Here is a 14,813-nt window from a genome sequence, read left to right on the forward strand (position 1 = left end):
CCCATCATCGCCTCAGTTTGTCGCCTCGCTTCGCAGCCAATCCAGAACTCAATCCGTCCCAGCCGCTCCATCCAGCCCCCCAACAGCACCTCAGCGCCGCCGGTGAGGGGCTATTTACGTACTCCCATCGAACCTTGCAACCCCTCTTTTCAAAAAAAACACAAAACATCGCAACCTCAGTTAAAATCATTATTTTTCAATCAGGTAAAAGAACTTCAGAAACCTGACGCCGGCAATAAAGCGCGAAACTTGATGAAAAAAGGAAAGCCAGCGCCGACTCGGCCACGCAAAGGCGGAATACGGTGCCTCGCGCATATCGGCTTTTTGCGTTGCCGCAGCACGCTCACCGGTGCTGATTGTCAATATACCTGTAGCGAGCATGGCAATTCAAAAGGCATGAATCCGCAGATCAAAGCCGTTCAACAACATCGAGGATATTCTCTCTGGCGCCCGACCCATTCGTTCTTTCGTTAATCGGGCCTGGCTCAAATTCACCCGCGCCCACGCTTGCAGCCTCAAGGGCATGCAGCGCCACACGACCCAAATATCAGCTAGCGTCGCGAATATGCGGGAGACCAACATGAAACCGCTTGTCTCTGTTACGGGCCAGTACTATAGAGAGGCCCGGCGCGATCGCATCCGACTTGGAACAAGAAACTGCACATGATCAACGCCCGACTCGCCAAGGACAGATTTTGTCCGAGAGACAGGGCCACTGCTCAGCAGCCAGTGAAGATGGGAAGGCCGTACAAAAGGTTGCCGCTGTAGCTCAGCTGGTAGAGCACGTCATTCGTAATGATGGGGTCGGGGGTTCGAGTCCCTTCAGCGGCACCAGTTATTCCCTGAAAACAATAACTTAGAAAATGCGTGACGCTCATAGAGCGAAAGTTCCAATGTATCTACAATGAGGTGTGGCGCAGGTTCTAGGGCAACGGGGTGCACGTCTCCGTCTACCCCTTGCGCCAAGCCGCTCTTCGCCGGTCCCGAGGCGGTGCTGGCCTGTCTGTGCCGATACACCCATCGGGTGGCGATCTCAATTCAGCGCTTGGTCTGCGCCGGCGATGATACCGTGGCCTTCCGCTGGAAAGGCTACCGGATCAAATCGGGTGATTGCATGAAGGTCATGCGGCTCGACACGGGCGAGTTCATCCACCGGTTCCACATGCAGCCCTGCCCGATCGGTACCACCGCATCCGCCGCTACGGCCTGCTGGCAAGCGCCGCCCGCAAGGCCAACATCGCGAAGATCCGCACGTTGCTGGGCGAGGAAGCGACCGCGCAGGAAACAGGCCGCATGATGAAACGCCCGGCGATCCCATCCACCGCTCACCGGTTGCTTCGGTCAACTCGGCCGACCCCCCTTGTCCGCGGTGATGAGGAATGCCGCGCAGAAGGCGCCATCCCGCCTCTATCGCGCATAAATTCAGACCAGACCCACAGGCGGAACTCGCAGTCGGCTGCCTCAAGATCCAACACCATCGCCGCCTTCGCATTCACAGCCCCAGCCGACAGCACTCTTTCCCCATTGGCAGAACCAAGACACTGCGGCTTCCTCCCTGAGAGGTTTGTCAACGCGAGCCGCGGTCAGTTCCAGCCAATCCCGCACGCAAGGGCCCGCGTCGAAAATCCTTCATTTTCCAGACGTTTTTTTCATGCGCAGCTCTTTTTTGTCAGATGACCTGAAGGTCAAAGTCATCTGGCTTTCTCCTGCCTTACGGGATCAATCGTAGGACCAGATCCCCTGCCCCAGCGCTTCGATGGCGACAGTGATCCGTTCGAAACTGTCACGGGCGCGCCCGACGGAGGTTCGCGCCCGCAGATATCCGTGAACCAGCCCGGCTTCGTTGATCCACTGAACCAAACCGTCCGTTTCCTCGATCCGGTCCCGATAGGCTTTTCCATCGTCGCGGAGCGGGTCGCAATCGGCGGTGAAGATCACCGTGGACGGCAGGCCGGAATAGTCCTGATCCTGCAACGGTTCATAGGTCGGATCACCGGACGGTTCCGCGTCTTCGTGGCGGATTCTTTTGTAGAAAAGCACGTCGTCGCGCGTCAGCATCGGTGCTTGCGCATGTTCGATGTAGGAGCCGCTTTCAACATCTCCGCCCAAAAGCGGATAGATCAGGACCTGCCCCAGGATGCTGTCCAGACGCCCGCGCGCATAGTGGGCGACACAAGCCGCCAGAGTGCCCCCGGCGCTGTCACCGGCCAATATCAGCGGCTCTGCGAATTCGGAGGCGGCCCATTTCACCGCGGTCCAGCTGTCCTGAAACTGGGCCGGGTGGCGGTGTTCCGGGCACAGGCGATAGTCCACGGCGACCACCCGGTAACCGGTCTGGGCGCAGATATCGGCGCAGGTATCGTCGTGGCTGTCCAGCCCGCCCAAAACGAACCCGCCGCCATGGAAATAGACAACTGTCCTCGTCGGATCGCCTGCCGAATAGACGCGAACCGGAACGCCATTTGCCTCCCGGTCCTCGGATTCGACGCCATAGGGGCGTTCCTGCCGGAACTGGCGGCACATCTCGTCATAGACGCGCCGCTGTTCGGCAATCGACAGAGTTGCCGCGTCTTCCGGGTAACTCTCGGCCGTTCGAGCGATGAAGGCCCAGGTTTCTTCGTCGATCAGACGCTCATAGTCCATTGCCCCTCCGCTCAGGCTGCCCATTCCCAAGGCCGGGTAAAGGTACCCAGAACCCTGTTGACATCGTCCTCGGAGGAGCCGTTCGCGTCAAGCAGCGCGACAAGGCCGCGTTTCTTGTCGTCATCGACGGAGACGACGCGTGCGGCTACACCGGCCTTTTCGAGAGCACCGTTGTAGACGCGGGTGATCGCCTGTTTGCGCAGTTCCGGCTTGAACACCTTGCCCACGGCGGTCTTGGGCAATTCAGGCAGGATGGTCATGTGCTTGGGATGCGCCGCGCGTTCGTGGACGTGGATCTTGCAGTATTCCAGCAATTCCGCTTCGGTCACGGTCTTGCCCTCGACAAGCTCGACAAAGGCGCAGGGCACTTCGCCGGAATGCGCATCGGGCTGTCCGATGGCGCCGGCAAAGGCCACCGCTTCGTGACCCAGCAGCGCCTCTTCGATATCGGCGGGATCGATGTTGTGGCCGCCGCGAATGATCAGATCCTTGGCGCGGCCGGTGATCCACAGGTAGCCGTCCCCGTCGAACCGGCCCAGATCGCCGGTGCGCAGGTATTTGTCGAAGTGATAAAGGTTCTTGTTCTTGTCGACCTCGGTATAGGTATTTCCGGCATAGACACCGGGGTTTGACACACAGATCTCGCCCACCTCGTCCGTAGCGCATTCGCCCGGCCCGTCCGGTCCGTCCCTGAGGATCTTCACATCCGTGTAGGGGAACGGGATACCGATCGAGCCGATTTTCTTTTCACCATCCACCGGGTTGCACGAGACCAGGCATGTTGCCTCGGTCAGGCCATAGCCTTCGACGATGGTCACGCCGGTGGCCTGTTCGAATCGGCGGAAAAGTTCCACCGGCAGCGGCGCCGAGCCGGAGAAAGCGGTTTTCACGCTGGAGATATCGGCATCGACCGGGCGTTGCATCTTGGCCGAGATCGCCGTCGGGACGGTGATGATGAAACTGACCTTCCAGCGTTCGATCAGCTTCCAGAAATTGTCGAACACACCATCGCCGCGATACCCGGCGGGCGTCGGGAATACCACATGTGCACCCGAGGCGACGGCGGCCATGACGATGACGTGGCAGGCAAAAACGTGGAACATCGGCAGCGGGCACATGATGATGTCCTCTTCGGAGAACAAAAGCGTATGACCAAGCCAGCCGTTGTAGATCATGCCCGAATAAGTGTGCTGCGCCACTTTCGGCATGCCGGTTGTGCCGCCGGTATGGAAATAGCAGGCCACCCGATCCTGGGCGCTGTCCGCAAAACCGAGCGTCGTGGGTTGTTTCGCCAGTTCCTTGTTGAAATCCAGATAGTCGGCGTGGGCCAGATGTTCCTTGTCTTCCAGTTTCGGGCGGATGAAAGGCACGATCCAGGATTTCGGCGGCGTCAGGTACCGGTTCAGGTCGATCTCCAGCACCGTATTGACGTGCGGGGCGTGGCGCACCGCCTCGGCCACTTTTTGCGCCACATCCGTTTTCGGAAAGGGTTTCAGCGTGACCACGACCTTGGCATTGGTTTCGCGCAGGATGGCGGCGATCTGTTCGGGTTCCAGCAGCGGATTGATCGGGTTCACGATCCCGGCCACTGCGCCGCCCATCATGGTGATCAGCGTTTCGTTGCAATTTGGCAGGACATAGGCGACCACGTCCTTTTCGCCCACTCCGAGCGTGCGGAACAGGTTGGCGGCCTGATTGACCTTACCCAGCAGATCGAACCAGGTCAGCGTTTCGGCCTTGTCCTTTGCGCCGGACAGAATCTGGAAACTGATCGCCTTGTGATTGGGAAATTTGGCCGCTGTCCGCGACAGCAACTGGTGAAATGTCACCGGCAGATCACGGTCCTGCCACGGCATCTCGTTTTCAATACGTGCCTTGTCTTCCTTCCCAACGAATGCCATGCGGCTCCTCCCCTTATTGTCCCAGCCTGGCGCGGGTTTTCCACCCCAAGATGAGAGCAAATTCCCGCCAGTGCAAGCGAGGGTTAACGGGAGGGATTCGGGATGGATAGAATGACGCTGCGGCGATTGGCAAAGTGCCGGGGCGTCACCTTATTCAGCCGCGACACCATCGGTGAATTGCAGCCGCGCCAGCCGCGCATAGAGGCCGTCCTGCGCCACCAGATCGGCATGGGTGCCCTGCGCCACGATGCGGCCTTCCTCCATCACAACGATGCGGTCCGCCTTTTTCACGGTGGCCAGACGGTGCGCGACGATCAGCGTGGTCCGGCCCGCGCTGAGTTCATCGACCGCACCCTGAACCGCGCGTTCGCTTTCGGCATCAAGGGCTGAGGTCGCCTCGTCCAGCAGCAGCACCGGGGCGTCGCGCAGGATGGCGCGCGCGATGGCGATGCGCTGTTTTTGCCCGCCCGACAGCATCACCCCGCGTTCGCCGACGAAACTGTCATAACCTTCCGGCAGGGCGGCGATGAAATCATGCACTGCTGCTGCGCGTGCGGCATCTTCGACCTCGGTATCGGTTGCCTCGGGGCGGCCAAAGCGGATGTTTTCGCGCGCCGACGTTGCAAATATGACGGGGTCTTGCGGCACCAGGGCGATGTGACGGCGGAAATCCGATCGTGCAAGCGTGCGCAGGTCAACCCCATCCAGCGTCACCGCCCCCTGATCGGGATCATAGAAGCGCTGGATCAACTGGATCACGGTGGTCTTGCCAGCCCCGGATGGGCCGACGAAGGCCACGGTTTCCCCGGGATTGACGGCAAGGGTCATCTCGTCGAGCGCCGCCACCTCGGGTCGTGACGGATAGCGGAAGCTGACATTGTCAAAACCGATGGCGCCTTTGACAGGTTGCGTCAGCGAAACCGGGTTTGCAGGGTCGGTGACGGCATCCTGCGCGTTCAACAGTTCGACAAGGCGTTCCGTCGCGCCGGCGGCGCGTTGCAGCTCGCTCCAGATTTCGGACAGCGCGCCGACCGATCCGGCCATGATCACCGAATAGATCACGAACTGGATCAGCGTGCCTTCGGTCATGATCCCGGCGCGCACGTCGTTCGCACCCATCCAAAGGACGCCGACGATGCCGGTGAAGACCAGAAAGATCACGATGACCGTCAACACGGCTCGGGTATGAATTCGGCGCAGCGACACCGAGTAAGAGGTTTCGGTCAGGTCCGAGAACTGTTTGCGGCTGGCGGTTTCATGCGTGAAGGCCTGTACCGTCTGGACTGCGCCCAGCGCCTCGCCGGCATTGCCCGACGAGGCGGCGATCCAGTCCTGGTTTTCGCGGCTTATGCCGCGCAGGCGGCGGCCCAGAACGAGGATCGGCACCACCACGACCGGGATCAGCAGCAGAACCATCGCCGTCAGCTTGGCCGAGGTCAGCAGCATCAGCACCAGACCGCCCAGGAACATCAGCATGTTGCGCAGGGCGATGGAGACGGAAGACCCCAGAACCGACTGGATCAATGTCGTGTCGGTGGTGATCCGGCTGAGCACCTCGCCCGTCATGATCCGTTCGAAGAATTCGGGGCTCATCCCGATCACCCGGTCGAAAACGGCCTTGCGGATGTCGGCGACGACGCGCTCACCCAGCCGGGTGACAAGCATGTATCTGACCCCGGTGCCCACCGCGAGAATCGCGGCGATTCCCAGCGCGGCCAGAAAATACTGGTCCAGCAATTCGCCGTCTTCGATCCGGAAATGATCGACGACCCGCCGTACGGCCAATGGCAGCGTCAATGTCATGCTTGCGGTGACGACAAGCGCCACGGTCGCACCGAACATCAGCAACTTGTAGGGCTTCATGAACGGCCAGAGCGATGCCAGAACGCCCAGTTTTTTCGAGACGGCCCGCTCTTCGCTGGCGCCGGGTGCCGGGGTTGCTGCCGATTTTGCCGCGCGGTTCCTTGCCATGTCAGGCCCTTGTCGTCTTGTCCGTCATAATCGCATGCTTCATGGCCGCAGCGCCGCATGGGGTCAAGGCAAAGGGGGCGAATCCTCGATGCAAAGACCGTTTTTGCCGCAGCGAACTGGAAAGATGGGCTGAGTTGGAGCGGGTAGACGGAATCGAACCGACATAGCCTGCTTGGAAGGCAGGGGCTTTACCATTAAGCTATACCCGCTCAGCGTCTTGGCTGATTATGTCACCGCCATGGGATCGTCAAGCGGGAAATCCATCGCGCGCGTGCCTTCTTTCGATCCGGTTTGCGCGGCACTCTTAAGATGACAGAACGGGTCTCGTGTGTTCAGATGGGTTTCCAAGGAGCTACGATTTCTCACCAAGTCGATCTGCGGGCAATTCCATGAGCAAGCCGTTACCGCGCAAGACCCCTGAACCGAAACCGGCAAAACGGCGGTGCCACCGATGTCACGGCTCGGGCCGGTCACCCTGTCAGATCTGCAGCGGTTCCGGTCAGGTTTTCAAAAGAAAGGATATTCAGGGCAAATCCCACTACGACCGCTGCACCGGATGTTTTGGACTGAAAATGACACGTTGCGTGACCTGCGGCGGTGAGGGGTTCCTCTGACGGCTGGTCAGGCGTTTCGGCAATGATCACGGTTTTGTGGTATCCTTGCCCATCCGCCGGTCGCGCAGCCAACAGGCCGCGTTTGCAGACTGGCCTTTTGTGGGGGCGCATATCATGACAGATTTTGACTTGGGAACCTATTCACGCAAGATCACCACCTCATCACCCGAAGCACAGCGATTGTTCGATCAGGGGCTGATCTGGCTGTATGGGTACAATCACGAAGCGGCGGCGGAGTGTTTTCAGAAGGCCGCCGATATTGACCCCGGCTGCGGCATCGCCTTTTGGGGCGTCGCTCATGCGATTGGCCCGAACTACAACAAGCCGTGGGAGTTCTTCGAGCCGGACGAGCGTGTTGCAACGCTGAAGCGGGCACATGAGGCGATTGCCGCCGCGATGGCGGCGCGTGACAAGGTTTCCCCGGTCGAGACGGCCTTGATCGAAGCGCTGGCAGACCGGTTTCCGACCGATCCGGAGATCGAGGATTACGGCCCGTGGAACGACGCCTTTTCGGATTCGATGCGTAAGGTTTACGCGGCGCACAACAAGGATCTCGACGTGGCCTGCATCTTTGCCGAGGCGCTGATGAACCGGACCCCCTGGCAGCTTTGGGATCTGGCCAAGGGCGAACCCGCCGAAGGCGCCTCGACCGTCGAGGCGCTGGCGGCGCTGGAAACCGCGTTTGACACCCTGCCCGGTGCCTGGGACCATCCCGGTCTGCTGCACATGTACATTCACCTGATGGAAATGTCGCCCACGCCCGAAAAGGCGCTGCGTCATGGCGACCGGCTGGTCGATCTGGTGCCCGACAGCGGGCATCTGGTGCATATGGCGACCCATATCGACGTGCTGTGCGGTGACTATCAGAACGTGGTCTGGCGCAATCACCGCGCGGCACAAGTGGATCGAAAATACGAAGCGATGGCGGGGGGTGAGAATTTCTATACCGTCTACCGCATCCACAATGTCCATTTCGAAGCTTATGGCGCGATGTTTCTTGGACAGCCGGATAAGGCGTTGGCCGCGTCCGAAGAGTTGATGCGAATGTTGCCGGACAATGTGGTGCGGTTTTTCCCGGACCTGTTCGAATCGTTTTATGGCAAGAAGATTCACGTGATGGTGCGGTTCGGGCAATGGCAGGACATCCTTGACGAACCCTTCCCCGAGGATCGTGAGCTTTACAGTTACACCACCGCCGCCATGCATCAGGCGCGGGCCATTGCGCTGGCCAATCTTGGCCGCGCGGACGAAGCCAAGGCAGAGCGCGAACGCGCGGTAGAGGCACGCAAGGCGGTGCCCGAGGGACGTCTGGTGTTCAACAACACCGCCGAGGACGTGCTGATGATCGGCGAAGCGATGATGGATGGCGAAATCGCGTTCAAGGCCGGGGACCGCGAAGGCGGGCTGGCGCACCTGCGCCGCTCGGTCAAGCTGGACGACAGCCTGGTCTATGACGAGCCGTGGGGCTGGATGCAGCCGACCCGGCATGCGTTGGGCGCGCTGTTGATGGAAGACCAGAAGTTCGAAGAAGCCGAGGCGGTTTACCGTGCCGATCTGGGGCTGGACGACACGCTTGCGCGCGCCTGCCAGCATCCGCGCAACATCTGGAGCCTGCACGGCTTGCACGAATGCCTTGTGCGGCGCGGCGAACTGACCGAGGCCAAGCATATCAAACTGCAGCTTGATCAGGCCGCGGCACGGGCGACCGTGCCGGTGCATGCCTCGTGTTATTGCCGCAGTCGAGCCAAAGCGGCCTAGGAGCCTTCCTGCCTTCCGATATGAAATGACCGAAATGCCGCCCCGTGTTCGGGGCGGTATCTTTTTCGGGCGACTGAAAAAACTGTGGAGCCCGGCAAAGCAATTGTCACTTGCCTGTTACACCCGTTCAACGAGTTGTCATATTCGCTCTCTACATCCTTGGCTCACCGACATATTACGCTAATTGGGAGGCATCCATGAAAGAAGTCGTTTCAAAAAACCTGTCTGCTGACGACTGGGACGAGATAAATTTTTCTCGCCCCGAAAAGAACGACTTTGACCGCGTCGTCGAAAGCGCGATTTCGCGCCGGGGCTTTCTGGGCGGCGTACTGGCCTTTGGGTCTGGTGCCGCGGCCATGGGCGCCGGGCTGTTGAAGCCAACGGCAGCCCATGCGGTTCAAGGGTCGCGTTTTGCCTTTGCTCCGATTGCGGCACAGACCGACGGAACCGTTCACGTGCCCGAGGGATATTCCTGGAAGGTTCTGATGCGCTGGGGCGACCCGCTGTTTTCCGAAGCGGACGGGTATGACATCACCGACGGCGGCCCGCTTGAGAACTCGGACAAGATTTTCGGTGAGAACACCGACGGGATGGAAACCTTTTCGTTTCAGGGGCGGGACCTGATCGCCATCAATCACGAATACCCGAATGAGGATATCAATCTGCCCGCGGCGCAGGATGGCAAGCCGATCAGTGCACAGGATGTTCTGAAGCTGCAGAACATTCAGGGCGTGACCGTGATGGAGATTGCCGAAGGCCCTGACGGTTGGATCGTGGTCAGGGACAGCCCGTTCAACCGCCGTATCCATCACAACACGCCGATGAAGATCGTTGGCCCCGCTGCCGGGCATGACCTGTTGAAGACCAAGGCCGACCCGACCGGAACCAGGTCTCTGGGAACGATGAACAACTGTGGCGCAGGCAAGACGCCGTGGGGCACGTACCTGACCTGTGAAGAAAACTTCAACGGATACTTCGGATCGTCTGACGAGCAGGCCGGGTATGCTCCGCAGGTCGCAAGCGGCTATGAACGCTATGGCATCAAGGCGGAAAGCCGGAACGGCTACGAGCTTTTCGATCCGCGGTTTGACACGTCGAAAACCCCCAACGAGCCGCACCGCGCGGGATGGATTGTCGAGATTGACCCTGCCAATCCCCAAAGCACGCCGGTCAAGCATACCGGCCTTGGCCGGTTCAAGCACGAAAACGCCGAGGTCGTGGTGGCGCCGGACGGTCGCGTCGTCGTCTATATGGGCGATGACGAGCGGGGCGAGTACCTGTATCGTTTTGTCTCCAACGGCACCTACCGGCCTGGCGGAACCACCGAAGGGCTGCTGGATGACGGAACGCTTTTTGTTGCCAGGTTCAACGACGACCAGACCGGCGAATGGCTGGCCCTGACGCCGGATACAACCGGGATGAATGCCGCCGAGATCGCGGTCTTTACCCGAATGGCCGCGTCCATCGTGGGCGGCACCACGATGGACCGTCCTGAGTGGGTGGCGGCGAACCCCGTGGCGGTCGAGGCCTATTGCTGTCTGACCAACAACAAGAATCGGGGCGTCAAACCAAATGCCGGTGGCGATGATACTTCGGCCAATGGCCCCAATCCGCGCGACACCAACCTCTATGGACAGATCGTGCGCTGGCGGCCCGCACAGGACGACCACGCGGCCGATACGTTCGAATGGGATCTGTATGTGATGGCGGGCAACCCGACGGTGCACAGTGATGCCTATGCCGGGTCGCCCAACGTGAACGCCGGCAACCTGTTCAACTCGCCCGACGGCATGGCCTTTGATACGACCGGGCTGGTGTGGATTCAAACCGATGGCGACGACAAAAACGAGGGCGATTTTGCCGGAATGGGCAACAACCAGATGCTGGTGGGTGATCCGGTAACCGGAGAGATCGCGCGGTTCATGACCGGTCCGAATGGATGCGAGGTCACGGGCCTTGCCTGGTCAAGCGACCGGCGAACGATGTTCGTGGGCATCCAGCATCCCGGCGGCAACTGGCCCGATGGCGGCACGCCGCGTTCGTCGGTGGTCGCGATCAAGCGCGACGACAACTCACCTATAGGCTGACCTGACCGTCATCCAAAGGAAACGCCCCCGAAACGCGGTTCCGGGGGCGTTTTGTTTCGGAGTGACTGAAATTATTCGGCGGCCTTCAGTTCCTTGCCTTGCGGAATGACCTCGTAACCGGGCTCTTCGGGTTCATCATCGACCATCTCGGGCGGGAAGCCCGGGGCGCGGATATCGAGGCCCGTTGCTTCTTCGAGGCGCTTGATGATGTTGGGAGACAACTCGCGGGGGCCAAAACGCGCGATCCCGTCGTTGAAGATGTCGATCAGAACCGGGTTGATCTCCAACGGCACGTTGGCGCGATCCGCAACTTCCTGGAACAGGCCGATGTCCTTTTTCACCAGATCCATTGTGAAGGAAATATCGCGCGAACCGTTCAGGATCACCTGGCTTTCGGTTTCATGCACGAACGAGGTGCCGGACGAGATTTTCATCGCCTCATAGGCGGTGTTCAGATCCATGCCCGCAGCCTTGGCAACAACCAATGCTTCGCAACAGGTCACAAGGTTTGCTGTCGCCAGATAATTGGTGAGAACCTTCAGAACCGAAGCCGACCCGAGGTCGCCAGTGTGCAGGATGCGGCGGCCCATCGTGGTGAGGAAGGGCAGGATACGTTCGAACGTCGCGCGGTCGCAGCCCGCGAAAATCGAGATGTTGCCGGTATCCGCCCGATGGCAGCCGCCCGAAACCGGGCAGTCCACCGCGGCGCCGCCGCGCTCGATCACCATGGCGCCGAGCCTTTTGACCTCGGCCTCGTCGGTGGTCGACATCTCCATCCAGATCTTGCCCGGCTTCACTTCGGGCAGCATCTGTTGCATCACCGCGTCCGAGGCCGCAGGCGATGGCAGGCAGGTGATGACGGCGTCACATTCGCGCATCAGCTGTGCCGGACCGTCCGCGCGTTTGGCGCCACGCTCGACGAACATGTCGACCAGATTTTCATTCAGGTCATGCACCGCCAGATCAATTCCGTTCCGCAAGAGCGAGCCTGACAGTTTGTGGCCCACATTACCCAGACCGATGAAACCAACTTTCATGGATTTGTCCTCCCCGGCGGGCGTATGCCCGCGTATACGATTCATGCGGTGACTATGAAGCTTTGAAATCGGCAAGAGAAACGAATAATAATGATCGCAATGGTCAAAAAATTTTGGTGATAAATGGACCGCCTTCCAAATCCGGCCTGGTTGCGAACGTTTGAGGCGGCGGCACGCCATCTGAACTTTACCACGGCGGCGAAAGAACTTGGGCTGACCCAGACGGCAGTGTCGCTGCATATCCGCTCGCTGGAAGAGGATTTGGGCGAAAAACTGTTTCTGCGCGCCGCGCGTCGGATCGAATTGACCGAACTTGGCCAATCCTATGCGCTGACCGTGCGGCGGGCGCTGTCGGATATCGCGCTCAGCACCAACAGCCTGTTTGGTCCGGCCACCCGCCAAAGCCTGACAATACGGGCAGCAATTTCGACCGCCACCTATTGGATCGCGGCGGAATTGCCTGATTTCAGCGCGCAATATCCGGAAATCCCTGTGCGGCTGGTGTCGCATATCTGGAATGACAGCGCCGCCCCTGCAGATGTCGATATCGAGATCCGGTTGGGATATGGCGATTGGCCGGGCGTCATGGCCGAGAAGTTGAGCGAGGAAACCATCGTTCCGGTCTGCCGTGCCGGTGACCCCGTTCCCACCATCCGGCAGATGCACAGCGGGCCGTTGATCCACATTCTCGGCTACGAGGACAACTGGGCGCGCTACCTTGAGGCGCACGGGCTTGACCACGACCCATCGGCAACCCGGCACGCCGTCGATACCACGGTCGCGGCGTTGCAACTGGTGATGGGAGGGGCGGGTTACGCCACCATCCTCGGCCGTTTTGCGCGCAATGCCATATCCCAGGGCGCACCGCTGCAAATTGCCGGGCCACCGATTCCCTTTGGGCAGTCGCATTACCTGATCCGATCCGACGCGGCGACATCGGTTTCCGGTTCAGCACGCCTTTTCGAGGCATGGCTGCGGGACAGGTTGGCTGGCGATGCCGCTGGTTAACGATGGCGGGTCGCTTTTTCACCCTGACGGTTCACAAGCCTGACGCCGCGCTTGACAAGTCCCCTGCCCTTGCCGCATGTCCGCGCTGTTGGTGTCTGCGCGAGCAGATGAAAAGGGAATGCGTCAGCGGTTCACCGTCAAACGCAGCCGCCCCCGCGACCGTGACCGGAGAGGGTGCCCAAATGCCACTGGCCGACAGGCCGGGAAGGCGGGACACCCGACAGGGACAAGCCCTGACATCCGTAAGCCGGGAGACCTGCCAGCGCCCGAAGACCAGACCGGACGGGGTGTTCCGGTGTCGGGCCGTGGCCCGCATGAAACCCCGTTCCCCGAAACCTGAATGGGGGGATGAGAGACGTGACCGAGCCTGCACCAGTCGAACTGCTGGTCTGCACCACCTGCCGCCGGGGTCTGCCCATCGAGGATGACGCCCAGCGCCCGGGCGCGCTGTTGCACAAGGCGCTGACCGAGGTCGAACTGCCCGATGGCGTTCTGCTGAAACCGGTCGAGTGTCTGTCGAACTGCGATCAGGGCTGTTCGATCGTGCTGCGTGGCGGGCCGTCGCGCTGGACCTTCGTCTATGAGAACCTGAGCGAAACAGACGATGTCGCGATCATCGTCGAAGGCGCGACCAAATACCTGGCCACCGAGGACGGGCTGGTAAAGTGGCGCGACCGCCCCGAACATTTCCGCAAGAACTGCGCCGCCCGCATTCCCCCGATTGGAGCCTGAGCCATGAGCACCCTTGAAAAACTTCCCGTCACCGTGATTACCGGCTTTCTGGGCTCGGGCAAGACCACGCTGATCCGCCACCTGATGCAGAACCCACAGGGCAAGCGGTTGGCCGTGGTGGTCAACGAATTCGGCGATGTGGGCGTCGATGGTGAGATCCTGAAAAGTTGCGCCATTCCGGATTGCCCGGCGGAAAACATCATGGAGCTTGCCAATGGCTGTATCTGCTGCACCGTGGCCGACGATTTCATCCCCACCATCGAGGCGCTGATGGCGCTGGAGCCGCGCCCCGATCACATCCTGATCGAAACCTCGGGTCTGGCGCTGCCGAAACCGTTGCTCAAGGCGTTCGACTGGCCCGACATCCGGTCGAAGATCACCGTGGACGGTGTGATTGCGCTGGCCGATGCCGAGGCGGTGGCCGCTGGTCGCTTCGCGCCGAACGTCGAAGCGGTGGACGCCCAGCGCATGGCGGACGAGTCCATCGACCACGAAACGCCGCTGTCAGAGGTGTTCGAAGACCAGATTTCCTGCGCCGATATCATCCTGCTGACCAAGCCCGACCTGGCCGGACCCGACGGCGTTGCGAAGGCCAGGGAAATCATCGCTGCCGAGGCCCCGCGCCCGCTGCCGGTGGTCGAGGTCGCCGAAGGGGCCGTGGACGTGCGCGTTATCCTGGGGCTGGAGGCCGCTGCCGAGGATGACATGGATGCCCGCCCATCGCACCACGACGGGGCGGACGATCATGAACACGATGATTTCGAAAGCGTCGTGATCGAGTTGCCCGAGCAATCCGATCCCGCCGACCTGATGGCCCGGATCGAACGTCTGGCAAACGAATTGAACATCCTGCGCGTCAAAGGGTACGCCGCCGTATCCGACAAACCGATGCGTCTGCTGGTGCAGGCTGTGGGCGCGCGTGTTCGCCACCAATACGACCGGGCTTGGAAACCGGGCGAAGAGCGCCGCTCGCGCCTGGTAGTGATTGCCGAGCATGACGACATCAACGAAGCCGCAATTCGCGGTATTCTCGAAGGTGTGGCCGAGGCCGCCGAATAAGGG

General features: G+C 60.6%; 10 protein-coding genes, 2 tRNA genes, 1 pseudogene and 1 riboswitch. Of the genes and pseudogenes, 8 read left to right on the forward strand and 5 right to left on the reverse strand.

The window, feature by feature from the left end:
- The 3 genes and pseudogenes from AC2FNB_RS08420 to AC2FNB_RS08430 all read left to right on the forward strand — a co-directional run.
- A partial coding sequence (locus AC2FNB_RS08420) for a hypothetical protein (protein ID WP_480751323.1) occupies nt 1-474 on the forward strand: 474 nt, incomplete at its 5' end.
- A 284-nt stretch (nt 475-758) separates the two neighbouring features.
- Nucleotides 759-834, forward strand: a tRNA-Thr gene (locus tag AC2FNB_RS08425).
- A gap of 127 nt (nt 835-961) precedes the next feature.
- Nucleotides 962-1,284 (forward strand): annotated as a pseudogene (locus tag AC2FNB_RS08430) (transposase); the annotation flags it as partial.
- Between the two features lie 435 nt (nt 1,285-1,719).
- Here the strand turns inward: AC2FNB_RS08430 and AC2FNB_RS08435 are convergent.
- The 4 genes from AC2FNB_RS08435 to AC2FNB_RS08450 form a co-directional block, all read right to left on the reverse strand.
- Entirely contained in the window at nt 1,720-2,643 is a 924-nt protein-coding gene (locus AC2FNB_RS08435) for an alpha/beta hydrolase (RefSeq protein WP_496745655.1), read from the reverse strand.
- An 11-nt stretch (nt 2,644-2,654) separates the two neighbouring features.
- Nucleotides 2,655-4,544 carry an acyl-CoA synthetase gene (locus AC2FNB_RS08440; RefSeq protein ID WP_496745657.1) on the reverse strand — a complete coding sequence of 630 codons (1,890 nt, stop codon included), beginning with the start codon at nt 4,542-4,544 and terminating at the stop codon, nt 2,655-2,657.
- A 150-nt stretch (nt 4,545-4,694) separates the two neighbouring features.
- The gene (locus AC2FNB_RS08445) at nt 4,695-6,515 is read right to left on the reverse strand and encodes an ABC transporter transmembrane domain-containing protein (RefSeq protein ID WP_496745659.1); all 1,821 of its coding nucleotides are present in this window, start codon (nt 6,513-6,515) and stop codon (nt 4,695-4,697) included.
- Nucleotides 6,516-6,650: 135 nt separating this feature from the next.
- Nucleotides 6,651-6,724, reverse strand: a tRNA-Gly gene (locus tag AC2FNB_RS08450).
- 519 nt (nt 6,725-7,243) lie between these two features.
- Between AC2FNB_RS08450 and AC2FNB_RS08455 the strand changes: the two genes are divergently transcribed.
- Complete coding sequence (locus AC2FNB_RS08455) at nt 7,244-8,887, forward strand: tetratricopeptide repeat protein (protein WP_480751316.1); 1,644 nt, start codon at nt 7,244-7,246, stop codon at nt 8,885-8,887.
- A 197-nt stretch (nt 8,888-9,084) separates the two neighbouring features.
- Nucleotides 9,085-10,974, forward strand: a complete 1,890-nt coding sequence (locus tag AC2FNB_RS08460; RefSeq protein WP_480751314.1) for a PhoX family protein — start codon at nt 9,085-9,087, stop codon at nt 10,972-10,974.
- 71 nt (nt 10,975-11,045) lie between these two features.
- On the opposite strand, the gene AC2FNB_RS08465 is transcribed toward AC2FNB_RS08460, so the two are convergent.
- Nucleotides 11,046-12,056, reverse strand: coding sequence for an NAD(P)-dependent oxidoreductase (locus AC2FNB_RS08465; RefSeq protein WP_496745661.1), 1,011 nt, complete (start codon nt 12,054-12,056; stop codon nt 11,046-11,048).
- 78 nt (nt 12,057-12,134) lie between these two features.
- Here AC2FNB_RS08465 and AC2FNB_RS08470 point away from each other — a divergent pair, with 78 nt between their 5' ends.
- The 3 genes from AC2FNB_RS08470 (at nt 12,135) to cobW (ending at nt 14,810) form a co-directional block, all read left to right on the forward strand.
- The gene (locus tag AC2FNB_RS08470; RefSeq protein WP_496745663.1) at nt 12,135-13,019 is read left to right on the forward strand and encodes a LysR family transcriptional regulator; all 885 of its coding nucleotides are present in this window, start codon (nt 12,135-12,137) and stop codon (nt 13,017-13,019) included.
- A 71-nt stretch (nt 13,020-13,090) separates the two neighbouring features.
- A riboswitch (cobalamin riboswitch) is annotated at nt 13,091-13,297 on the forward strand.
- A 70-nt stretch (nt 13,298-13,367) separates the two neighbouring features.
- Nucleotides 13,368-13,751, forward strand: a complete 384-nt coding sequence (locus tag AC2FNB_RS08475; RefSeq protein ID WP_496745665.1) for a DUF1636 family protein — start codon at nt 13,368-13,370, stop codon at nt 13,749-13,751.
- 3 nt (nt 13,752-13,754) lie between these two features.
- Nucleotides 13,755-14,810, forward strand: coding sequence for a cobalamin biosynthesis protein CobW (gene cobW, locus AC2FNB_RS08480; protein WP_480751308.1), 1,056 nt, complete (start codon nt 13,755-13,757; stop codon nt 14,808-14,810).
- The last annotated feature ends 3 nt before the right edge of the window (nt 14,811-14,813 follow it).

The sequence above is a fragment of the Ruegeria sp. BHSB058 genome, assembly GCF_059613285.1.

Coding starts and splice junctions, on each gene's coding strand:
- AC2FNB_RS08435 (WP_496745655.1), bottom strand. CDS start 2,643: ATGGACTATGAGCGTCTGATCGACGAAGAAACCTGGGCCTTCATCGCT.
- AC2FNB_RS08440 (WP_496745657.1), bottom strand. CDS start 4,544: ATGGCATTCGTTGGGAAGGAAGACAAGGCACGTATTGAAAACGAGATG.
- AC2FNB_RS08445 (WP_496745659.1), bottom strand. CDS start 6,515: ATGGCAAGGAACCGCGCGGCAAAATCGGCAGCAACCCCGGCACCCGGC.
- AC2FNB_RS08455 (WP_480751316.1), top strand. CDS start 7,244: ATGACAGATTTTGACTTGGGAACCTATTCACGCAAGATCACCACCTCA.
- AC2FNB_RS08460 (WP_480751314.1), top strand. CDS start 9,085: ATGAAAGAAGTCGTTTCAAAAAACCTGTCTGCTGACGACTGGGACGAG.
- AC2FNB_RS08465 (WP_496745661.1), bottom strand. CDS start 12,056: ATGAATCGTATACGCGGGCATACGCCCGCCGGGGAGGACAAATCCATG.
- AC2FNB_RS08470 (WP_496745663.1), top strand. CDS start 12,135: ATGGACCGCCTTCCAAATCCGGCCTGGTTGCGAACGTTTGAGGCGGCG.
- AC2FNB_RS08475 (WP_496745665.1), top strand. CDS start 13,368: ATGAGAGACGTGACCGAGCCTGCACCAGTCGAACTGCTGGTCTGCACC.
- cobW (WP_480751308.1), top strand. CDS start 13,755: ATGAGCACCCTTGAAAAACTTCCCGTCACCGTGATTACCGGCTTTCTG.